Here is a 21,722-nt window from a genome sequence, read left to right on the forward strand (position 1 = left end):
CGCTGCGCTCCTCGCCATGACGGTTCCACTGCCTTCATTCAATCCGGATATCGCCCGTGACCGATCTCACCCGCCTGACCCTGACCGAAGCCCGCGACGGGCTGAAGGCCAAGAGCTTCTCCGCCACCGAGCTGACCCAGGCCCATATCGCGGCCGTCGAGAAGGCGCGGGCGCTCAATGCCTATGTGCTCGAGACGCCCGATCATGCGCTGAAGCAGGCCGCCGCCTCCGACGCGAAGCTGGCCAAAGGCGAGGCCGGGCCGCTTGAAGGCCTGCCTGTTGGTATCAAAGACCTCTTCGCGACCGAGGGGGTGCGCACCACCGCCTGCTCGAAGATCCTCGGCAACTTCATCCCGCCCTATGAATCGACCGTCTCGGGCCAGCTCTGGCGCGATGGCGCCGTCATGCTCGGCAAGCTCAACAATGACGAATTCGCCATGGGCTCGTCCAACGAGACCAGTGCCTTCGGCAACGTCGTCAATCCCTGGCGCCGCAAGGGTTCGAACGTCTCGGCGGGCTCAGGCGGCGCGGTCGAAGGCACGCATCTCGTTCCGGGCGGCTCCTCGGGTGGCTCGGCCGCGGCGGTGGCAGCCGATCTCTGCCTCGCGGCGACCGCCACCGATACCGGCGGCTCGATCCGCCAGCCCGCCGCCTTCACCGGTACGGTCGGCATCAAGCCGACCTATGGCCGCTGCTCGCGCTGGGGCATCGTCGCCTTCGCCTCCTCGCTCGACCAGGCCGGGCCGATCGGCAAGACCGTGCGCGACTGCGCCGTGATGCTGCGCTCCATGGCCGGCCATGATCCCAAGGACACCACCAGCGTCGACGCTGCCGTGCCCGATTATGAGAAGGCGGTCGGCCGTTCCGTGAAGGGCATGAAGATCGGCATCCCCCGCGAGTATCGGCTCGACGGGCTCAATGCCGAGATCGACGCGCTCTGGCAGAAGGGCATCGACTGGCTGAAGGCGGCTGGCGCCGAGATCGTCGAGATCTCGCTGCCCCATACCAAATACGCGCTCCCGGCCTATTACATCGTCGCCCCGGCCGAGGCCTCGTCCAACCTCGCCCGCTATGACGGCGTCCGCTACGGCCTGCGAGAGCAGGGCAAGGACATCGTCGAGATGTACGAGAAGACCCGCGCCGCCGGCTTCGGCACCGAGGTCAAGCGCCGCATCATGATCGGCACCTATGTGCTCTCGGCCGGCTATTACGACGCCTATTACGTCCGCGCCCAGAAGGTCCGCACCCTGATCAAGCGCGATTTCGACGAGGCCTATGCGGCGGGCATCGACGCGGTGCTGACGCCGGCGACGCCCTCGGCGGCGTTCGGCATCGGCGAAAAGGGCTCGGCCGATCCGGTCGAGATGTATCTCAACGACATCTTCACGGTGACGGTGAACATGGCCGGCCTGCCCGGCATTGCCGTCCCGGCGGGCCTGGACAGCCAGGGCCTGCCGCTCGGCCTGCAGCTGATCGGCCGCCCCTTCGACGAGGAGACGCTGTTTGCGCTGGGCGAGGTCATCGAGCAGGCAGCCGGCCGCTTCCCCGTGGCGGAGCGCTGGTGGGGCTGAGCCGACGCGAAACGGTCATTTGACAGCCCGGCGCGATCGAAGTCAGATCGACTAACGTTGGGGGACGTTTATGGCGGGCAGCGGTGGCAGACAGGCCGCTGCTGTCCTGGCCGGTGACGGACGGGCTCCAGCGCCTTTGCCCGGAGACCCGCCTTGGCCGCACAGCTTCATCCCGCCGCTCCGCACCACCTGCCGCCCTTCATCACCGCGCCGAACGAGACCGACGCGATGATGGTCCTGGCGGGCGTCATCATCATCGGTTCGGTGCTGGGCTTCGGGCTGCTGTTCCTGCGCCTGCACACGCTGCCGGAGCGGATGGCGCACAAGGCGCACAAGCTGCAGTTCGAGATCGTCGCGGTGCTCGGGCTGCTGGCGCTCTTCACCCATATCCACCTGTTCTGGGTGGCGGGCCTGCTGCTCGCCCTGATCGAGATCCCCGATGTCTGGAACCCGCTGCGCCGCATGGCGGGGGCGCTCGACAAGATCGCGGGCATTCCGCCCGAGCGGGATGAGGACGAGCCGGCGCCAGCCGCGCCAGGCGGGGGCGATCCGCCTCCGGCGGCAGCTTCGGCACCTGCCCCCGTGAGCCCGCCCGCCGCTGTCGTGCGGACCGCCACGCCGGAGGCGCCGGCCCATGGTTGAGATCCTGATCTGCTCGCTTTTGACGATCCTGCCGGACTATCTCTACCGCCGCTATGGCCAGGGAAAGCGCTTCGGCCACGAGATCACGCTGTATTCTGTCTGGTTCGAGCTGCGCTGGGGCATCATCGGCTGCCTGATGCTCACCGTCTCGCTGATCACGGTGATCTTCTACAACCACCCCTCGACGACCAATGCGACGCTGTTCTTCCGTACCGTGCCGATCGTGCCCGAGAGCAGCGGGCGCGTCGCCGAGATCTATGTCCGCCAGGGCGGCAAGGTCGGCCAGGGCGAGCCGATTTTCCGGCTCGACGACGCCAAGCAGCAGAGTGCGGTCGAGACGGCGCGCCGCAAGGTCGGCGAGGTCGAGGCGGCGCTCGCCGTCGCCAAGGTCGACATCCTCGCCAACGAGGCCAAGATCCAGGAGGCGCGCAGCTCGCTCCAGCTCGCCCTCGACGAACTGCGCACGAAGCAGGAGCTCAAGCGCCGCAACGACGATGTCGTCGCCGCCCGCGAGATCGAGCGGCTGGAGAATGTCGTCCAGGGGCGCGAAGCGACCGTCGCGGCGGCGACCGCCTCGCGCGAAGCCGCCCAGGCGCGCATCGCCGCGCTGCTGCCGGCCGAGAAGGCGAGCGCCGAGGCCGCACTGGCCCAGGCCGAGGTCGATCTGGCCAAGACTGTGGTGCGGGCCGGCGTCGCCGGGCATATCGAGCAGTTCGCCCTGCAGGTCGGCGACCTCGTCAATCCCTTCATGCGCCCGGCCGGCGTCCTGATCCCGGCCACCGCCGGCCGCAAGGCGTTGCAGGCCGGCTTCAGCCAGCTCGAAGCGCAGGTGCTCAAGGTCGGCATGGCCGCCGAAGTGGCCTGCATCTCGAAGCCCTGGACGATCATTCCGATGGTCGTGACCGACGTGCAGGAGTTCATCGCGGCCGGGCAGTTCCGGACCGGCGACCAGTTGGTGGATGCCCAGCAGGTGCAGCGGCCCGGCACTCTGCTCGTCTTTCTCGAGCCGCTCTACGCGGGCGGGCTCGACGGCGTCTTCCCCGGCTCGAGCTGCGTCGCCAACGCCTATTCCAGCAATCACGAGCTGATCGCCTCGGGCAAGGTCGGCACGCTCAAGAGCCTCGCCCTGCATGTCGTCGACGCCACCGGCGTGGTCCACGCCGTCATGCTGCGCATCCAGGCGCTGCTGCTGCCGGTCAAGATGCTGGTGCTCAGCGGGCACTGACCGAGCGGTTCAGGAAGCCGCGGCACACAAACGACAACGAAAAGGGCCGCGCGAGCGGCCCTTTTGCTATCCGTCCAAGCCTCGCCGCAGGCTCACCCCTGCGCGGGGGCGTGGTGCGTCGGCTCGGTGGGCGCCTTTGTCCTGCGCAGATCCGCCAGCCAGCGGACGACGACATAGAAGACCGGGGTGAAGATCAGCCCGAAGATCGTCACGCCGAGCATGCCGGAGAACACCGCGATACCCATCGCCTGGCGCATCTCCGCGCCGGCACCCGTCGAGATCGTCAGCGGCAGCACGCCGAGGATGAAGGCGAGCGAGGTCATCAGGATCGGCCGCAGCCGGGTCCGCGCCGCGGCTATCGCCGCGTCGCGCCGATTCATGCCCTCTTCCTCCGCCTGCTTGGCGAACTCGACGATCAGGATGGCGTTCTTGGCGGCGAGGCCGACGAGCACGACGAGGCCGATATCGACCAGGATGTTGCGGTCGAGCCCGGCATAATTGACCCCGAACATCGCCGCCAGAATGCACATCGGCACGATCAGGATGACCGCCAGAGGCAGCATCCAGCTCTCGTACAGCGCCGCCAGCAGCAGGAAGACGAAGACGACCGCCAGCCCGAAGGCGATGATGGCGGTGTTGCCCGCGAGCTTCTCCTGTAGCGCGATCTCGGTCCATTCGAAGCCGAAGCCCGAGGGCAGGCGCTCGGCCGCGATCTTCTCGATTGCCGCAATGCCCTGTCCGGTCGAGTAACCACGCGCCATCGAGAGTTGCACCTCGGCGGCCGGGTAGAGGTTGTAGCGTGGCACGCGATAGGCGCCGGTCGTGTCCGAGAAGGAGGCGACGGAGCCGATCGGCACCATCTCGCCGTCGGTGTTGCGGGTCTTCAGGTTGGCGACGTCGTTCAGGTCGAGCCGGAACGGGTTGTCGGCCTGCGCCGTCACCCGATAGGTTCGCCCCAGAAGGTTGAAGTCGTTGATATAGGCCGAGCCCATGAAGACCGAGAGCGTCTCGAAGACGCGGGTGATCGGCACGCCCAGCATCTCCGCCTTGGTGCGGTCGATATCGGCGAAGACCTGCGGCGTCTTGGTCGAGAACAGGGTGAAGGGCTGCTGGATTTCCGGCACCTGCGCTGCCGAGCCGGCGACGACCCAGGCTGCGCCCTCGAGCGCGGGCAGCCCGCGCCCCGAGCGATCCTGGACATAGCCCTTGAGGCCGCCGCCGGTGCCGATGCCGGGCACGGCCGGGGGCGGGATCACCAGGGCGAAGGCCTCGTTGATCGCGAACATCTGCCGGCGCAGATCGGCGAAGATGGCGTCCGAGGTCAGCTTGAGCTTCGTGCGCTCTTCGAAGGACGCCAGCGTCACGAAAATGACACCGGTATTGGGCGCGATCGTGAAGGTCGCGCCGTCGAGCCCGGCGAAGGCGACCGCATGGGCGATACCCGGCCGCGACAGCGCGACGTCGGTCGCCTTGCGAATGACTGCGTCGGTGCGCGGCAGCGACGAGCCGGGCGGCAGCTGAAAGGCGACGATGAAATAGCCGCGGTCGAGCTGCGGCACGAGGCCGGTCGGCGTCACCGAGAGCCGGTTGACCGTCAGCGCGATCAGCCCCGCATAGGCGACGAGCAGGATCACGGCAAAGCGGATCAGCCGCGAGGTCAGCGCGCCGTAATTGCGCGAGAGCCAGTCGAAGCCGGCGTTGAAGTAGCGGAAGAACGTCCGGACGGGGGAGCCGAGCGTGTAGAGGAAGCCCTGCTTCTGGCCCTCGTCATGGCCGTGCGGCTTCAGCAGCAGCGCTGCCATCGCCGGCGACAGCGTCAGCGAGACGAAGCAGGAGATCGCCGTCGAGGCTGCGATAGTCACCGCGAATTGCTGGTAGAAGGTGCCCTGCAGCCCGCTGATGAAGGCGGTCGGGATGAAGACCGCGCAGAGCACGAGAGAGATCGCCAGCAGCGCGCCGCCGACCTCGTCCATGGTCTTATGCGCGGCTTCCTTGGCCGTCATGCCCTGGGCGAGGTAGCGCTCGACATTCTCGACCACGACGATGGCGTCATCGACGACGATGCCGATGGCGAGCACCAGCGCGAGCAGCGAGATCGTGTTGAAGGAGATGCCGACTGCGCTCATCACCAGGAAGGTGCCGACGAGCGAGACGGGAATCGCGATGATCGGGATGATCGCCGCCCGCCAGGTCTGCAGGAACAGGATGACGACCACGACGACGAGCGCGACCGCCTCGACCAACGTGTGGATGACCGCGCTGACGGATTCCCCAATGAACTCCGTCGGGTTGTAGATGATGCGGTGCTCGACGCCGGTAGGGAACTGCCGGGCCATGTCGTTCATGGTCTTGATCACCGTCTCGGCGGTGGCGAGCGCATTCGAGCCCGGACGCTGGTAGATGCCGATGCCGACGGCGTTCTTGTTATCGAGATAGGCGTTGATGGTGTAATCCTGCGAGCCGAGTTCGACTCGCGCGATGTCGCGGATGCGGATCGTGCCGCCATTGGCGTCCGAGCGCACGACGATGTTCTCGAACTCCGCGATGTCGGTCAGGCGGCCCAGCGTGTTGACCGAGAGCTGGAAGGCGCCGCCCTGCGTCGCCGGCGGCTGGTTGATGGCTCCGGCCGCGACCTGGACGTTGGCCGCGCGCAGCGCCGCGACGACGTCGCCCGCGGTCAGGTTGCGCGAGGCGACCTTGGCGGGGTCGAGCCAGATCCGCATCGAGAAGTCGCGCGCGCCGAAGACCTGGACGTTGCCGACGCCGTCGATCCGGGTCAGCACGTCCTTCACATAGAGCGTCGCATAGTTGGAGACGTATTGGGCGTCGCGCGACCCGTCCGGCGAGATCATGTTGATGACCATCATCAGATCGGGCGAGGCCTTGCGCGTCTGGATGCCGAGCGCGCGCACATCCGCCGGCAGCCGGGCCTCGGCGGCGGCGACGCGGTTCTGCACCAGCACCTGCGCCTGGTCGATGTCGACGCCGGCCTTGAACACGACGTTGATCGTGACGCGCCCGTCGCCGGTCGACTGCGACTGGATGTAGAGCATGTCGTCGACGCCGTTGACCTCCTGCTCGATCGGCGTCGCCACGGTGGCGGCGACGACCTCGGCCGAGGCGCCGGGATAGGTCGCGGTGATCGAGACCGTTGGCGGCGCGATCTCGGGATATTCCGCGATCGGCAGGCCGCGCTGGGCGATGGCGCCGGCGATGGTCAGCAGCACCGAGAGCACGGTGGCGAAGATCGGGCGGTCGATGAAGAAATGGGCGAAACGGAACATGAAAGGTGTCCTGGCCTGGCGTCAGGGCAGGCGGCCGGCGGCCGCCCGGGGCTGGTTCGAGGCGCGGTTCAGTTGCTGCCGTTGAGCTTGATCTCGCCGGGCTGCGGCGTCACCATCGCGCCAGGGCGCACCATCGGGTTGGCGAAGCCGCCGATGACGACCTTGTCCTCCGGCGCAAGCCCGGTGCGGATCACGCGCAGGCCCCGGGTGATCTGGCCGAGCACGACCGGCTTGGGCACGATCTTGTTCTCCGGCCCGACGGTCAGGACGATCTTGCTGGCCTGGTCGGAGACGATGACGCTGTCGGGCACCAGCAGGGCATCCGCCTCGCCGGCGAAGACGCGCAGCCGCCCGAAGGTGCCCGGCGTCAGGAACTGGTCGGCATTGGGGAAGACGACGCGGCCACGGATCGTGCCCGAGCGCGCGTTCAGCGTGTTGTCGACGAAGTCGATCCGGCCGCGGCGCTTCCACTCCTGCTCGTCCGACAGCCGCACCTCGGCAACGATTCCGGATTCGCGGGAGGCGGTCGTGCGCAGATCATTGGCGCGACGCTGCCAGCGCAAATAGTCGGCTTCCGACGCATCGAAGGTGAAGTAGATCGGATCCACCGCGACGATCGTCGTCAGCAGCGTCGCGCCGGACTGGCCACCCGCGATCAGGTTGCCGGCATCGACGCGGCGGTTGGAGATGCGGCCCGCCAGCGGCGCCCGCACCTCGGTCCATTCGAGATTCAGTTCGGCCGTCTTCAGATTGGCTTCCGCCACCTGCTGGGAGCCGATGGCGCTGTTGAGGTTGGCGCGGCGCTGGTCGACGTCGCGGGCGGTGATGGTGCGGTTCTGCGTCAGCCCCTCGGCGCGCTCGACCTCGTTCTGGGCGAGCTCGACCTGGGCCTTGGCGCGGGCGACCTCGGCGCGGGCGGCGTCCACCGAGAGCCGGTAGGGGCGGGGGTCGATGGTGAAGAGCAGATCGCCCTTCTTCACCAGGTCGCCATCCTTGAAGTGGATCGAATCGAGGAATCCGGAGACGCGGGCGCGCACCTCGACCTGCTCGCTGGCCTCGAAGCGGCCGGTGAACTCGTCCCAATTGGTGACGCGCTGGGCGAGCGGCGCCGAGACCTGGACGGGCGGCGCGGGCGGCGGCCCGCCCTGGGCGCGGGCCTCGCCGAGGCCGAAGGCGACGGACGCCAGCAGGCACGCGGCCGAATAGGTCAGCGATATCGGCCCCGAGCGGCGATGTGACATGGTAGAGCTCCGGAATGCTGCGGCCGGCACAACCTGAGGGTTTCCGGCCTTTGCCGCTACAAGGGGAGCGGACTGACGATTGTCAAGATCCGTCACCCCTCACAAAGCGAGATTGGGGCACACTATGCCACAATCCCGACAGCCGGTGTCGGGAGTGCAACAGAAGCTTGCCGCCCGCGCGCCGAGGTCGTAACCGTCAGGCGACCCCTTTCGAGCCGGAACACCGATGATGAACGCGCATGCCCGCCCCGCCGACCCCAAGAAGCTGATCAAGGGCGCGACCGGCGACTGGGAGATCGTGATCGGCATGGAGATCCATGCCCAGGTCACCTCCAACGCCAAGCTGTTCTCGGGCTCCTCGACCGCCTTCGGCGCCGAGCCCAACGCCCATGTCAGCCTCGTCGACGCCGCGATGCCGGGCATGCTGCCGGTGATCAACGCCGAATGCGTCCGCCAGGCGGTCCGGACCGGGCTCGGCCTCAATGCGCAGGTCAACAACCGCTCGGTCTTCGACCGCAAGAACTATTTCTATCCGGACCTGCCGCAGGGCTACCAGATCAGCCAGTACAAGAGCCCGATCATCGGAGAGGGCGAGATCGTCGTCGATCTCTCGCCGACCGAGCAGATCACGGTGGGCATCGAGCGGCTGCATCTCGAGCAGGACGCCGGCAAGTCGATCCACGACCAGCACCCGACGATGAGCTTCGTCGATCTCAACCGCTCGGGCGTGGCGCTGATGGAGATCGTCTCCAAGCCCGATCTGCGCTCGGCCGACGAGGCGCGCGCCTATGTGACGAAGCTGCGCACCATCCTGCGCTATCTCGGCGCCTGCGACGGCGACATGGAGAAGGGCAATCTGCGCGCCGACGTGAACGTCTCCGTGCGCAAGCCCGGCGCTGAACTCGGCACGCGCTGCGAGATCAAGAACGTCAACTCGATCCGCTTCATCGGCCAGGCGGTCGAGGTCGAGGCGCGCCGGCAGATCGGCATCCTCGAGGATGGCGGCACGATCGACCAGGAAACCCGCCTCTACGATCCCGCCAAATCCGAAACGCGCTCGATGCGCTCCAAGGAAGAGGCGCATGACTACCGCTATTTCCCCGACCCGGACCTGCTGCCGCTCGAATTCGACGACGCCTTCGTCGCCGAGTTGAAGGCGCATCTGCCGGAACTGCCGGACGCCAAGAAGGCCCGCTTCATCGTGCAGTACGGCCTCTCGCCCTATGACGCCTCGGTGCTGGTCGCCGAGCGCGAGCAGGCGGACTATTTCGAGGCGGTGGCGACCGGGCGCGACGGCAAGGCCGCCGCGAACTGGGTCATCAACGAGCTGTTCGGGCGCCTCAACAAGGAGGGCAAGGACGTCACGACCTCGCCGGTCTCCGCCGCCCAGCTCGGCGGGCTCGTCGATCTGATCGGCGAGGGGGTGATTTCGGGGCGCATTGCCAAGGACCTGTTCGAGATCCTCTGGAGCGAGGGTGGCGACCCGCGCGCCATCGTCGAGGCCCGCGGCATGAAGCAGGTCACCGACACCGGCGCGATCGAGAAGGCGGTGGACGAGCTGATCGCCGCCAATCCCGACAAGGTCGAGCAGGTCAAGGCCAAGCCGACCATGCTGGGCTGGTTCGTCGGCCAGGCGATGAAGGCCTCGGGCGGCAAGGCCAACCCGCAGGCGCTCAACGAGATCCTGAAGGCGAAGCTGGGGATCGAGTGAGCCACCTCGTCATTCCGGACGCAGCGAAGCGGAGATCCGGGATCCATCCGAGGGTGTCGCGCTCTACGATGGATTCCGGAACGGCGCCGCTTTGCGGCTTGTCCGGAATGACGCGAGGGATCGGGCGTGAGGGAGTCAGATGACCCCCGCCGATCTCGTCATCCGCGACGCCGAGGCCGCCGATCTGCCGGCGGTGCGGGCGTTGCTGGTCGAGACCTGGCACGCCACCTATGACGGGATCTATGGCTGGCAGCGCGTCGCCGAGATCACCAATGCCTGGCACTCGCTGGAGAATCTCGCCGCACAGCTCGGTCGTGAGAACGGCGCTTTCCTGGTCGCGCTGGTCGGCAGCGAGATCGTCGCCACCGCCAGCGCCCGCACCGAGCGCGACCGCGCCGCGCTCCTGACGCGGCTTTATGTCCTGCCGGCCTGGCAGGGCGTCGGCATCGGCCGCACCCTGCTTCAGGTGACGCTGGCCTGCTTCCCGGAGGCGCCGGTGGCCCGCCTCGAAGTCGAGAGCCAGAACGAGCCTGCGATCGTCTTCTATGAGCGCATGGGCTTTTTCCTGCAGCGCCAGGCCCGCTTCGACGGCCGCGACGACACCCCCAACACCCTGCTGATGGCCAAGCGCCTCTTCGCCGCATAGAAGCTGCCGCAACCGCCCTGTGCGTCCGCGCCGGTTGCCGCGCCGCCCCCGCCATGCGTCACTCCCAACCAAGCCGCGCCAAAGCGGCACGACCGGGAGAGACGACCATGCAGCGCCAGCCCATCCGCGTCGCGACCTATGACGGCCCCGGCGGCAAGCCGACCATCCAGGAGGTGCCCTGGCCTGCGGTTCCGGCCAAGGCGGCGCTGATCAAGATCGGCGCCTGCGGGGTCTGCGGCACCGACCAGCACATCCTGAAGGGCCACTGGCCCAAGAAGCTGCCCTGGCCTTTCACGCTCGGCCACGAGATCGGCGGCGTCATCGTCGAGAAGGGCGCGGATTTCACCGAGGACTTCATGGGCAAGCCGCTCGATGTCGGCTCCAAGGTGATGATCCCGCCGCTGATGCCCTGCGGGCACTGCCACTACTGCGTCCACTACCCCGAGAGCGCCAACAAGTGCCTGACCCCGGTCTATTACGGGCGCTATCTCGGCTTCGACAAGGCGCCGCATCTCTGGGGCGGCTGGGCCGAATATGTCTATGTCGACCTCGAGATGCTGCCCGGCACCAAGGTCTACAAGCTGCCCGACGACATGTCGCTGCGGCTGGGCGCGCTGTCCGAGCCGATGACCTCCTGCATCCGCGCCTTCAACCGGGCCAAGCGCGCCGGCGGCTTCAACTGGGGCGACACGGTGGTGATCCAGGGCTCGGGGCCGATCGGCATCCTCGCCATCGCCGCGGCGCAGGAGATGGGCGCCGGCCGCGTCATCTGCGTCGGAGCGCCGGAGGAGCCGCGCCTGGCGCTCGCCCGCAAGTTCGGCGCGGAGGCGACAGTCAATCTGGAGGAGTACACCACGGCGGAGGCGCGCATCGCCCGCGTCCGCGAGATCGTCGGCGGCTTCGGCGCCGATCTCGTGATGGACTGCTCCGGCCATCCCACGGCGGGGCCCGAGGGCATCGAGTTCCTGCGCGACGGCGGCACCTATGTCGAGATGGGGCAGTTCACCGATGCGGGCTCGATCCAGACCAACTGGCACCGCATCTGCACCAAGGATCTGAACGTGCTCGGCTCCTGGGCCTTCACCGGCAATGATCTGCCGCTCGGCGTCGACATGCTCTACCGCGCCCGTGACAAATACCCCTTCCTGGAGATGCAGACGATCTACCCCTTCACCGAGGCCGGCGTGACCCAGGCCGTCGCCGATGCGATGGCGATGAAGACGGTGAAGTCCACCATCGTTCCGTTCCCGGAGCTGGTCTGATAGAGCGGCGTCTCGCCTCCACCGGACGGGACGCCGCATGACCACCTCGACCCAGACCGCCGCCGCAGTCACCATCCGCCGTGCCCGCCGCGAGGATGTGGAACGCATCGCCGAGCTGATCATGCTCGGCGCCGCCACGCAGACGATGACGGCGGACGCCATCCGCGCGGAGGCGCGCCACCCCGGCTATGCCGAGGCCTTCGCCGAGATCGACGCCAGCAAGGACCATGGACTCTTCGTCGCGGAGCGCGACGGCGAGGTGGTCGGCACCTTCCAGGTCACGCTGATCCCGGGGCTCGTGGCGCGCGGCCGCAAGCGCTGCAAGATCGAGAGCGTCCATGTCGCGCCGGAATGCCGGGGCATGGGCATCGGCAAGATCATGATCGCCCATGCGCTGGCCTTCGCCAAAGGGCAGGGAGGCGGGCTGATCGAGCTCATCTCGAACAAGTCGCGGCTGGACGCTCACCGCTTCTACCGCAATCTCGGCTTCGCCCAGAGCCATGAGGGCTTCAAGATCGAGCTCTGACCGGCGCCGCGAGCGCCGGGATCACGAAGGGGCGATGCGGCTCGCGCTGGGCGGCCCGGCTCTTTCTCCCACGCGGGAAGCGGCCTAAACATCGCGCTTCCTCCTCTGCATCAGGGACCGGGACCACGCCATGTCAGCCAGCCAGAGCAAGCCGATCGACCTCCACTACTGGCCGACCCCGAACGGCTGGAAGATCACCATCATGCTGGAGGAGTGCGGGCTGCCCTATCACATCGTGCCGGTGAACATCGGCAAGGGCGACCAGTTCAAGCCGGACTTCCTCGCGATTTCGCCCAACAACCGGATGCCGGCGATCGTCGATCCCGAGGGACCGGACGGCCAACCGATCTCGGTCTTCGAATCCGGTGCGATCCTGCAATATCTCGGCCGCAAGACCGGGCAGTTCTATCCCGCTGACGAGCGCGGCCGCGTCGCCGTCGACGAGTGGCTGTTCTGGCAGATGGGCGGCTTCGGGCCCATGCTCGGCCAGACCCACCATTTCCGGCTCTATGCGCCCGAGAAGGTGCCCTATGCCATCGACCGCTACACCAACGAGACCAACCGCCTCTATGGCGTGCTGAACAAGCGCCTGGACGGTCGCGACTACATCTGCGGCGACTACTCGATCGCCGACATGGCCTGCATCGGCTGGGCGCGCGGCTGGGAGAAGCAGGGGCAGGACCTCAAGCAGTTCCCCCATGTAGCGCACTGGATGGAGACGATGATGGCGCGGCCGGCCGTGCAGCGCGGTCTCAAGGTCGGCGAGGCCCTGCGCAACCCGGCCGGCATCTCCACACCGGAGGAAAAGGCGGTCCTCTTCGGCCAGAAGGCGCGCTGAGCTTCACCACAACCTCGCGCGTCATCCTGGCCAAGCCGCGGCACGCGGCGCAGGCCGGGATCCATTAAAGAACTGGACGGCGCCCTCCGATGGATCCCGGTCGGCCTGCGGCCGCCCAGGATGACGGGGGAAGGTTATGGTTGGAGATCACCAGCGCCGCGCACCAAAACCCCCGACCGGCCGAGAGCCGCGGGGTTTCGCACCAACTTCCCCCGAGGGGATGCGCGGAGCCGGGTGGCGCGCGTCCTTTCCGCGCGCCGATGTCGAGTGTCGATGTCGAGGTCGATGCAGCGCCGATCTCGCGCCGCCCGGCTCCGCGCGCGGGGATTTTGGGCGTCACGGCCGATCGTCCCTGACGAGGGGACTTACTGCCGCTCGACCTCCGGGAGCCCCCGCCCGCGACGGCGACGCCTCCCGAAACCCGCCACTCCACCCGGCCGCACGACGCCTCGCGACAGCCCCCTTGGTCGGGTGCAGCGGGGAGAGGATAGGCATGGGACGGCGCGGTGGGGATAAGCCGCCCGTGCCGGGACCGGGAATCGCTCAGTTCGCCCGGTTCCAGCTCACCGAGCGGCAGATCAGCCCGCCCAGCACGCAGCCGGATGTGGTGAGCTTGTTGCCGGCCAGCGTCATCGTGCCCGAATAGGTCTTGCCGTCTTCGGGGTTGAAGGCGCTGCCCGTCCATTTGCCGTCGCCGGACGGCTTCATGTCGTAGAAGATGCGCTGGCCGACCTTGGCCGTGCCGCTCGGATCCTTGAGCCAGGCCAGCGTGCCGCACATCGCCTCGCCGCATTTGGCGAAGCGCACCCGCGAGGCGCCGCTCTCGCGCAGCCAGGTGCCGGCGACATCCTGGGCGAGTACGGCGCCTCCCGAGGCGAAGCTGAGCGCGAGGGCGCCGAATCCGGCCAGCCCCGCGCGCGATAGACGCGATCCGATGGTCATGAAAACCTCCCTGTCAGACCACGCTATGCTGCATGGTTCAGATATGAACCTTAAGCCGGAACCGGGCCGCTTCCAAGGCCCTGTCGCGACCGCGTCACGCGCGCTTCCGCAGCGGAGGGTGAATCCTCCGTTGACGGGGGTTTTCGCATTTGCCGGAAAGCCCATTGAAAACACTGACGTTTTCGGAATGGAAGGCTGAATCGAGCGTTGATTTAACCGCGCGCTCATTCCTTGTTGAGCTTCGATTCATCGCGAATTTTAGCGAGCCCTTTAAGCGCCGCCGCCAATCTCCTCCTCACGAGCCGGGGCCTTTGGACGGGTGGCCGGCGCCAACAAAAGACAAGGGTGGTTGTCATGGCACGCATGGAAATGAGCGCGATCCCGGCCTCGCTGGTGGTCCCGAGCGAGGCTTCGGCCGAGGCCTATTACGAGCTGGGTCTGATGTATGCGTCGGGCCGCGGCATCCCGGTCGATCTCGTCACGGCGCAGAAATGGTTCAACGTCGCCCAGGCCCGCGGCTGCGGCCGGGCCGCGGCTCACCGTCAGGAGCTGGCGCTGGAAATGACGCGCGATCAGGTCTCCCAGGCCCTGCGCGATGCCAGGACCTTCCTGACCCGCCATTGAAGACCGCTGCCGCGGTCAGCCGAGAATTCGGTACATCCAGAACACGGAGGCTGCGATCGCCAGGAGCCACAGGGCTGCGATCGCTGCGGCGCCGGCGAGGCTTCGCGGGCGGCTTTCGCGCAAGGCGGCCTTCTCTCGGTACGCGGCCATCAGGACGGGCGGTACGAGGCGGACGGCGAGGGCGATGCCCAGCGGAACGATCACCAGATCGTCGAGATAGCCGAGAACCGGGATAAAATCCGGGATCAGGTCGATGGGGCTGAGGGCATAAGCGGCCACAACGCCCGCCACGGCCTTGGCATGCCAGGGTGTTCGGGGGTCACGAGCCGCGATCCAGAGCGCCAGGATGTCGCGCTTGAGCGCACGGGCCCATGCCTTTGCTTTCTCCAGCAGACCCCGCATCACCAGCGATGTTCCACAAGGCCCAGGCCGCAACCGGTCGAGGCCGGTCGAGATCTGACGGCGACCCCGGACAGCCCTCCTTGTGGGGCGGGGAGGGCGCAGCTATAAGCGCGCGCATTCCCCAGATTTCCTCCGAGGATCCATCGATGGCTGTTCAGCGTACCTTCTCCATTCTCAAGCCCGACGCGACCCGTCGCAATCTCACCGGCGCGGTCAATGCGGTGATCGAGAAGGCCGGCCTGCGCATCGTCGCGCAGAAGCGCATCCACATGACCAAGGCCCAGGCCGAGACCTTCTACGCGGTCCATTCGGCGCGGCCCTTCTTCGGCGAGCTCGTCGAGTTCATGACGTCGGGCCCCGTGGTCGTGCAGGTCCTCGAGGGCGAGGATGCGATCGCCAAATATCGTGAGGTGATGGGCGCCACCAACCCGGCCAACGCCGCCGAGGGCACCATCCGCAAGCTCTTCGCCGAATCGGTCGGCGAGAACACCGCCCATGGCTCGGATGCGCCGGAAGCGGCCGCCGTCGAGATCGCCCAGTTCTTCGCCGGTAACGAGATCGTCGGCTGACCCGCCGGCCCTGTCGGCTTTGAATTGAGAAGGGGGCGGGTCGTGATCGACCCGCCCCCTTTTTCATGTGGCCGCGGCATGAAGCCGGGCCCCCCCATCCTCAAAAGCCCAGATCGAAGGCGTAGCTCGCGGAGACGCCGACCGTGATCGAGTTGCGTGAGCCGAAGGTCCTGACCACCGGCGACTTCGCCGCATCGCCGACGAGGTGCTTGTATTCGACATAGGCCGTGGTCTGGAACCGTTCGGACCAGTTGTAGGTCGCCTGCGCGATCGCGCCGTAGGACAGGACGCCGCTGTTAAAGCGCTGCAGCAGCCCGCCAGTGCCGGCGGCGCCGGGGATCGAGCCGAAATAGGTGCGGACATAGTCGGCGCTGGTGACGACCATGCGCGGGCCGATGCCGAGCTTCCAGGTGTCGTTGATGCGGGCGAACGCATCGAGCTTCACCTCTGCGATCAGCCCGTCATGGGCGACGATGCCGCGGCGCAGGTCGACGCGGGCGCGCAGCCAGGAGGCCGGGTAGAACTCGGCGAAGGCGCCGGCCTCGGCGCCGAACTTCACGTCGGGCACGCCGACCAGCGCGCGGTTGACGCTGGATTTCCGCTCCCAGAGCAGGTTGCCGGAGAAGCCGACGCGCCAGGCGGTGCCGGAGAAGAAGCCGATCGAGATCGCGTCGTCCTCGGCCGACCACCAGGTGCTTTTCAGCCCGCGCCCGAGCGAGATGATCGGCTTCGGCCGGAAGATGTAGTCGTTGGAGCCGAGATAGTCGGGCTGGCGATGCAGGCCGGCGCCGAGCGTCAGAGTCCAGTTCTGGGCCGATTGCGGCGAGGTGAGGGTGGTGTAGTCGGGGGACTGGGCCGCCGCCCGCTCGGGCGAGGACAGCAGAAGGCAGGCGACGAGGCCCGCCAGGAACGCAACGCTACGCATGGCACTCAACTCCGGCGCGACGGCGCCACTCATGACCAGAGAACCGCAGAATGAAGCATTAGGATTAACCCCGGGTTGACGACGCGCCGCATGCGGCGGGATGCGGCCAGGATGCACCGGCGGCGCGGGCGGGGCCACCGCAGAGCCCGGTTTCCTTTTTTTGGCCATGCGTTACGAAGGGGCTATGACGGAATTGCCACGCATCGCGCACCACCCCTCGACCTGCCCGCATGACTGCCCCTCGGCCTGCTCGCTGGAGGTGGAGGTCATCGACGGACGCAGCATCGGCCGCGTCCGCGGCAGCAAGCGGCAGAGCTACACCGATGGCGTGATCTGCGCGAAGGTCGCCCGCTATGCCGAGCGCATCCACCATCCCGATCGGCTGCTGCATCCCATGCGCCGCACCGGCCCCAAGGGCTCCGGGCAGTTCGAGCGCATCTCCTGGGATGAGGCGCTGGACGAGATCGCGCAGCGCTTCCTCGCCATCGAGGCGGAGCACGGGGCCGAGGCCGTCTGGCCCTATTACTATGCCGGCACGATGGGCCTGGTGATGCGCGACGGCATCAACCGCCTGCGCCACGCCAAGCGCTATTCCGGCCAGTATTCGACGATCTGCACCACCACGGCCTGGACCGGCTTCATTGCCGGAACGGGGCGCCTCGCCGGGCCGGACCCGCGCGAAATGGCGCAGTCCGACTGCATCGTGATCTGGGGCACCAATGCGGTGCACACCCAGGTCAACGTGATGCACCACGCCATCAAGGCGCGGAAGACGCGCGGCGCCAAGATCGTCGGCATCGACATCTATCACAATGCGACGCTGGCCCAGGCGGATCTCGCCCTCGTGCTGCGGCCGGGAACCGATGCCGCGCTCGCCTGCGCCGTCATGCACATCCTCTTCCGCGACGGCCATGCCGACCGCGCCTATCTCGCCGCCCATACCGATGCGCCGGACGAACTCGAGGCGCATCTGCAGAGCCGCACGCCTGAATGGGCGGCGGCAATCACCGGGCTCGAGGTGGCGCAGATCGAGGAATTCGCGGCGCTCGTCGGCACGCGCAAGAAGAGCTTCTTCCGACTCGGCTACGGCTTCGCCCGCCAGCGCAACGGTGCCGTCTCGATGCATGCCGCGCTGTCTGTGCCAACCGTTACAGGAGCCTGGCAATACGAGGGCGGCGGCGCCTTCCACAGCAACAGCGGCATCTACAACTGGCGCAAGAGCCTGATCGAGGGGCTCGATGTCCGCGACCGCAGCGTGCGCGAACTCAACCAGTCGCAGATCGGCCGCATCCTCACCGGCGACGCCGAGGCCCTGCGGCAGGGCGGGCCGGTCAGGGCGCTCTTCATCCAGAACACCAACCCGGTTTCGGTCGCGCCCGAGCAGGAACGGGTCAAGCAGGGCTTCGCCCGCGAGGACCTCTTCACCGTCGTCCACGAGCAGTTCATGACCGAGACGGCGAAGATGGCCGACATCGTGCTGCCGGCGACGCAGTTCCTCGAGCATGACGACATCTATCAGGGCGGCGGCCACCAGCACATCATGTGGGGCGGCAAGCTCGTCGAGCCGGCGGGGGAATGCCGCTCGAACCATGACGTGATCTGCGCCCTGGCCAGGCGCTTGGGCGCGCAGCATCGCGGCTTCGAGATGACCCCGCGCGAGATCGTCGACTGGACGATGCGCGAGAGTGGCCGTGGCACGCTCGACGAGCTGATCGCGAACGAATTCCTCGATGTGCAGCCGGAGTTTCGCACGGCGCATTATCTTGACGGCTTCGGCTATCGCGACCGCAAGTTCCGCTTCAAGCCGGACTGGCCGAAGGTCCCCAACGCCAATGCCGGCCCGGTCGGCCCCTGGCGGGACATGCCGGTGCTGCCCGACCAGTGGGACGTGCTCGACAATGTCGATGCCGACCACCCGTTCCGGCTGGCGACGAGCCCGGCCCGCAGCTTCCTGAACTCGACCTTCACGGAGACTCCGAGTTCCGTGAAGAAGGAGGGCGGCCCGACGCTGATGCTGCACCCCGACGATGCCGCCCGCCTCGGCATTGCGGCCGGTGACGAGGTCATCGTCGGCAACAGCCGCGGCAGCGTCCATCTCGCCGCCGTTCTGTTCGAGGGCGTGGTGCGCGGCGTCGTCATCGCCGAATTGATCTGGCCCAACGCGGCCCACAGGCACGGACGCGGCATCAACACGATCACCGGCGCGGACGGCCCGGCCCCCTTCGGCGGCGCGGCCTTCCACGACAACAAGGTCTGGATCAAAAGGGCGTGACCGGCCACCCTTGATTTTTCGGCGGTGCTATGGACCATCCCTCGCGCAGGCAGGCCGTTCCCGGGACTGATGCGCCTGCTTTTGAAGGACGAACGAAGTCATGATGATGCGGCGGATGGGTGCGGTCTTCCTGGCCGGTGGGATCTCGGTGCTGGCGACGCTGGGCGCGCAGGCCGCGAGCGGCGGGAGCGCCCTGCCGCCGCCCGATCCGACGGCCAAGAACCTGACCCCCTACAGGATCCAGCTGCGCGCCTTCGACGCCTGCCTGGTGACGCAGTCGCGCCTGATGGGCACGACGCGCGAGGCGGTCCACACGCCCTGCAGCTGCTACGCCAAGGGCACGGTCGGCGCGATGACCAAGGATGAGATCCAGGCTTTCCGCGACACCGGCTACTTCAATGATTCGGCGCGCGAGAAGGGCCTTTCCTTCATCGATCGCTGCAAGCTCAAGCGCCCGATCTGACGTCCAGCCCAGTCGGGCGCGAGCCTGTCCGGCATCGGAGCGCGATGCGCCAACTCCTGCCATGCTGCTGACAAAACCTGTCAGCAGGCTGAGGCATTCTGGCGCAGTCCAAGCCGAAGCGGGAACGACCGACATGCAGCGCGCCGAACGATTGCTCGACATGATCCAGAGCCTGCGCCGCCGTCGCCGCCCGGTGACGGCCGAGACGCTGGCCGCCGAGCTCGACGTCTCCGTGCGCACGGTCTACCGCGACATCGCCGCGCTGGTGCGCCAGGGCGTGCCGGTGCGCGGCGAGGCCGGCATCGGCTATGTGCTCGACGCCGGCTTCGACCTGCCGCCGCTGATGCTCTCGCCCGACGAGATCGAGGCCGTGCTGGTCGGCATGCGCTGGCTCGGCGAGCGCGCCGACCCGGTCCTCGCGCGTGCGGCGGAGGATGTCGTCAGCAAGGTCGCCGCCGTGCTGCCGCCGCATCTGCGCCCGATTCTGCTCGACGGCGCTCTGTTTGCGCCTCTCTATAGACGTGACGCCCCGACCGACCAGGTCGACACCGCCGCCGTGCGCGCCGCCATCCGCCAGGGCCGCAAACTCGAGGTCCGCTACCGCGACGAGAGCGGCCAGGACACGCAGCGCATGATCTGGCCGATCGGCATGACCTTCTATGACCGTGTCCGCATCGTCATCGCCTGGTGCGAATTGCGCCAGGACTTCCGCCATTTCCGCACCGACCGGATTACCGATCTCGTGGCGCGCGAGGAGCGCTATCCCGCGCGCCGGGCCGATCTGTTCCGACGCTGGCAGAAGGAGGAGGAGGCGCGCTGCAAGGAGGACGCAGATCGGCGCGAGCAGGCTCAGCGCCTGACGAGCGCTCCGTCGACCAGCGCGACACTGCCGGAGGCGACTGCGGCGAGCGCCTGCGGATAGAGTTCGTGTTCCTGGGCGAGGACGCGGGCCGCCAGGCTGTCCTCGTCGTCGCCCGGCAGCACCGGCACCCTGGCCTGCGCGATCACCGGACCGGCATCGAGCTCGGGCACGACGAAATGCACGCTGCAGCCATGTTCGCTGGCGCCGGCCTCGAGCGCCTGGCGGTGGGTGTGCGTGCCCTTGAACAGCGGCAGCAGCGAAGGGTGAATGTTGATCATCCGGCCCGCCCAGCGCTGAACGAACCAGGGCGTCATGATCCGCATGAAGCCGGCCAGGACGACGAGGTCGATCTGGTGAACGCGCAGCACCTCATCCATCGCCCGCTCGAAGGCCTCGCGATCCCGCGCGAAGGCGCGGTGGTCGACGGTGGCGGTGGCGATGCCGAAGCCGCTCGCCCGCTCCAGCCCCGGCGCGCCGGGCACGTTGGACAGCACCAGCGCGATCTCGGCGGGATAACCCGGCTGGCGCGCCGCCTCGACCAGCGAGACCATGTTGGAGCCGCGCCCCGAGATCAGGATCCCGACGCGCGGGCGGCTTGGGGCGCTGCTCACAGCGAAAGCTTGCCGCGGTAAGCGACCTGCTCCTCGCCGGCCGCCACCGGCACGACTTCGCCGAGCCGCACCGGAGCCTCGCCCGCCGCCGCCAGCGCCGCCATCACCTCCTCGGCCTTGGCCGCCTCGGCGGCGACGATCATGCCGATGCCGCAGTTGAAGGTGCGCAGCATCTCGCGCTCGGCGACGCCGCCGACCTTGGCCAGCCAGCCGAAGACGGGCGGGACGGGGATCGCCGCGAGGTCGAGCGAGACGCCGAGCCCGTCCGGCAGCACGCGCGGAATGTTGTCGGGGAATCCGCCGCCGGTGATGTGGGCCAGCGCCTTGATGCCGCTGGTCGCCTTGATCGCCTGCAGCAGCGGCTTGACGTAGATCCGCGTCGGGATCAGCAGGGCCTCGGCCAGGCTGCTGCCGGGGGCGAAGGGGGCGGGCGCCTCCCAGGCGAGCCCGGAGAGGGCGACGATGCGCCGGACCAGGGAATAGCCGTTGGAGTGGACGCCGGAGGAGGGCAGACCAAAGACGACGTCGCCGGGCTGAAGATCGGCTCGCGGCAGCAGCGCCCCGCGCTCGGCCGCACCGACCGCGAAGCCGGCGAGGTCATAGTCCTTCTCGGCATACATGCCGGGCATCTCGGCCGTCTCGCCGCCGATCAGCGCGCAGCCGGCCTGGCGGCAGCCATCGGCGATGCCGCGCACGATCTCGATGCCGACCTTCGGGTCGAGCTTTCCCGTGGCGTAATAGTCGAGGAAGAGCAGCGGCTCGGCGCCCTGCACGATCAGGTCGTTGACGCACATGGCGACGAGATCGATCCCGATCGTCGCATGCAGCCCGCTTTCGATCGCGATCTTGACCTTGGTGCCGACGCCGTCATTGGCCGCGACCAGGATCGGATCGCTGAAGCCGGCGGCCTTCAGGTCGAAGAGCCCGCCGAAGCCGCCGATCTCGGCATCCGCGCCCGGCCGGCGGGTCGCCCGCACCAGGGGCTTGATGGCGTCGACCATGGCGTTGCCGGCGTCGATGTCGACACCGGCCTGCGCATAGGTCAGTCCGTTCGCGCCGGGCTTGCTCATGGGGGTATCGCCTCGCTTCCGTTCGCGGGAGCGATA

20 protein-coding genes are annotated in these 21,722 nt (G+C 67.9%); 13 read left to right on the forward strand and 7 right to left on the reverse strand.

Going from position 1 to position 21,722, the window contains the following annotated elements:
* Positions 1-56: 56 nt before the first annotated feature.
* From gatA to SJY11_RS13800, 3 genes are all read left to right on the forward strand, one after another.
* Entirely contained in the window at positions 57-1,571 is a 1,515-nt protein-coding gene (gene gatA / locus SJY11_RS13790; protein ID WP_376987162.1) for an Asp-tRNA(Asn)/Glu-tRNA(Gln) amidotransferase subunit GatA, read from the forward strand.
* Positions 1,572-1,724: 153 nt separating this feature from the next.
* Positions 1,725-2,213 (forward strand): hypothetical protein, encoded by a 489-nt coding sequence (locus tag SJY11_RS13795; protein WP_376987163.1) that lies wholly within the window; start codon positions 1,725-1,727, stop codon positions 2,211-2,213.
* Positions 2,206-3,438 carry an HlyD family secretion protein gene (locus SJY11_RS13800; RefSeq protein WP_376987164.1) on the forward strand — a complete coding sequence of 411 codons (1,233 nt, stop codon included), beginning with the start codon at positions 2,206-2,208 and terminating at the stop codon, positions 3,436-3,438. Before SJY11_RS13795 ends, SJY11_RS13800 begins: the two co-directional genes overlap by 8 nt.
* A 92-nt stretch (positions 3,439-3,530) precedes the next feature.
* Here SJY11_RS13800 and SJY11_RS13805 read toward each other — a convergent pair whose 3' ends face one another.
* Both SJY11_RS13805 and SJY11_RS13810 read right to left on the reverse strand, forming a co-directional pair.
* Entirely contained in the window at positions 3,531-6,722 is a 3,192-nt protein-coding gene (locus SJY11_RS13805; protein ID WP_376987165.1) for an efflux RND transporter permease subunit, read from the reverse strand.
* A gap of 68 nt (positions 6,723-6,790) precedes the next feature.
* Complete coding sequence (locus tag SJY11_RS13810) at positions 6,791-7,963, reverse strand: efflux RND transporter periplasmic adaptor subunit (RefSeq protein ID WP_376987166.1); 1,173 nt, start codon at positions 7,961-7,963, stop codon at positions 6,791-6,793.
* A 229-nt stretch (positions 7,964-8,192) separates the two neighbouring features.
* Between SJY11_RS13810 and gatB the strand changes: the two genes are divergently transcribed.
* From gatB to SJY11_RS13835, 5 genes are all read left to right on the forward strand, one after another.
* Entirely contained in the window at positions 8,193-9,674 is a 1,482-nt protein-coding gene (gatB, locus tag SJY11_RS13815) for an Asp-tRNA(Asn)/Glu-tRNA(Gln) amidotransferase subunit GatB (RefSeq protein WP_376989324.1), read from the forward strand.
* Positions 9,675-9,813: 139 nt separating this feature from the next.
* Positions 9,814-10,320, forward strand: a complete 507-nt coding sequence (locus SJY11_RS13820) for a GNAT family N-acetyltransferase (protein ID WP_376987167.1) — start codon at positions 9,814-9,816, stop codon at positions 10,318-10,320.
* A gap of 107 nt (positions 10,321-10,427) precedes the next feature.
* Positions 10,428-11,582 (forward strand): zinc-binding dehydrogenase, encoded by a 1,155-nt coding sequence (locus SJY11_RS13825; protein WP_267518501.1) that lies wholly within the window; start codon positions 10,428-10,430, stop codon positions 11,580-11,582.
* 37 nt (positions 11,583-11,619) lie between these two features.
* Complete coding sequence (locus SJY11_RS13830) at positions 11,620-12,108, forward strand: GNAT family N-acetyltransferase (RefSeq protein WP_376987168.1); 489 nt, start codon at positions 11,620-11,622, stop codon at positions 12,106-12,108.
* A gap of 130 nt (positions 12,109-12,238) precedes the next feature.
* On the forward strand, positions 12,239-12,946 hold the full coding sequence (locus SJY11_RS13835) for a glutathione S-transferase N-terminal domain-containing protein (RefSeq protein WP_376987169.1): 708 nt from the start codon (positions 12,239-12,241) through the stop codon (positions 12,944-12,946).
* A 543-nt stretch (positions 12,947-13,489) separates the two neighbouring features.
* Here SJY11_RS13835 and SJY11_RS13840 read toward each other — a convergent pair.
* Positions 13,490-13,888, reverse strand: a complete 399-nt coding sequence (locus SJY11_RS13840; protein ID WP_376987170.1) for a DUF2147 domain-containing protein — start codon at positions 13,886-13,888, stop codon at positions 13,490-13,492.
* Between the two features lie 354 nt (positions 13,889-14,242).
* Between SJY11_RS13840 and SJY11_RS13845 the strand changes: the two genes are divergently transcribed.
* Entirely contained in the window at positions 14,243-14,512 is a 270-nt protein-coding gene (locus tag SJY11_RS13845) for an SEL1-like repeat protein (RefSeq protein WP_376987171.1), read from the forward strand.
* 15 nt (positions 14,513-14,527) lie between these two features.
* Here SJY11_RS13845 and SJY11_RS13850 read toward each other — a convergent pair whose 3' ends face one another.
* Complete coding sequence (locus SJY11_RS13850; protein WP_376987172.1) at positions 14,528-14,914, reverse strand: YkvA family protein; 387 nt, start codon at positions 14,912-14,914, stop codon at positions 14,528-14,530.
* 146 nt (positions 14,915-15,060) lie between these two features.
* Between SJY11_RS13850 and ndk the strand changes: the two genes are divergently transcribed.
* Positions 15,061-15,483: a nucleoside-diphosphate kinase gene (gene ndk, locus SJY11_RS13855; protein WP_376987173.1), complete on the forward strand. Its 423-nt coding sequence runs from the start codon at positions 15,061-15,063 to the stop codon at positions 15,481-15,483.
* A gap of 100 nt (positions 15,484-15,583) precedes the next feature.
* Here the strand turns inward: ndk and SJY11_RS13860 are convergent, their stop codons facing one another.
* A complete protein-coding gene (locus SJY11_RS13860) occupies positions 15,584-16,408 on the reverse strand; it encodes a MipA/OmpV family protein (protein ID WP_376987174.1) in 825 nt (274 codons plus the stop codon).
* A gap of 184 nt (positions 16,409-16,592) precedes the next feature.
* On the opposite strand from SJY11_RS13860, the gene SJY11_RS13865 reads away from it, so the two are divergent.
* The 3 genes from SJY11_RS13865 (at position 16,593) to SJY11_RS13875 (ending at position 20,065) form a co-directional block, all read left to right on the forward strand.
* Entirely contained in the window at positions 16,593-18,680 is a 2,088-nt protein-coding gene (locus SJY11_RS13865; RefSeq protein WP_376987175.1) for a molybdopterin-containing oxidoreductase family protein, read from the forward strand.
* A 100-nt stretch (positions 18,681-18,780) separates the two neighbouring features.
* Entirely contained in the window at positions 18,781-19,143 is a 363-nt protein-coding gene (locus tag SJY11_RS13870) for a hypothetical protein (protein ID WP_376987176.1), read from the forward strand.
* A 133-nt stretch (positions 19,144-19,276) separates the two neighbouring features.
* Complete coding sequence (locus SJY11_RS13875; protein ID WP_376987177.1) at positions 19,277-20,065, forward strand: helix-turn-helix transcriptional regulator; 789 nt, start codon at positions 19,277-19,279, stop codon at positions 20,063-20,065.
* Here the strand turns inward: SJY11_RS13875 and purN are convergent.
* On the reverse strand, positions 19,993-20,616 hold the full coding sequence (gene purN / locus SJY11_RS13880; protein ID WP_376987178.1) for a phosphoribosylglycinamide formyltransferase: 624 nt from the start codon (positions 20,614-20,616) through the stop codon (positions 19,993-19,995). The genes SJY11_RS13875 and purN overlap by 73 nt on opposite strands.
* Positions 20,613-21,686, reverse strand: a complete 1,074-nt coding sequence (purM, locus tag SJY11_RS13885) for a phosphoribosylformylglycinamidine cyclo-ligase (protein ID WP_376987179.1) — start codon at positions 21,684-21,686, stop codon at positions 20,613-20,615. Before purM ends, purN begins: the two co-directional genes overlap by 4 nt.
* Positions 21,687-21,722 lie beyond the last annotated feature (36 nt).

Origin of the sequence: Allobosea sp. R86505, assembly GCF_042466375.1 — a bacterium.
Classification (GTDB): Bacteria; Pseudomonadota; Alphaproteobacteria; order Rhizobiales; family Beijerinckiaceae; genus Allobosea.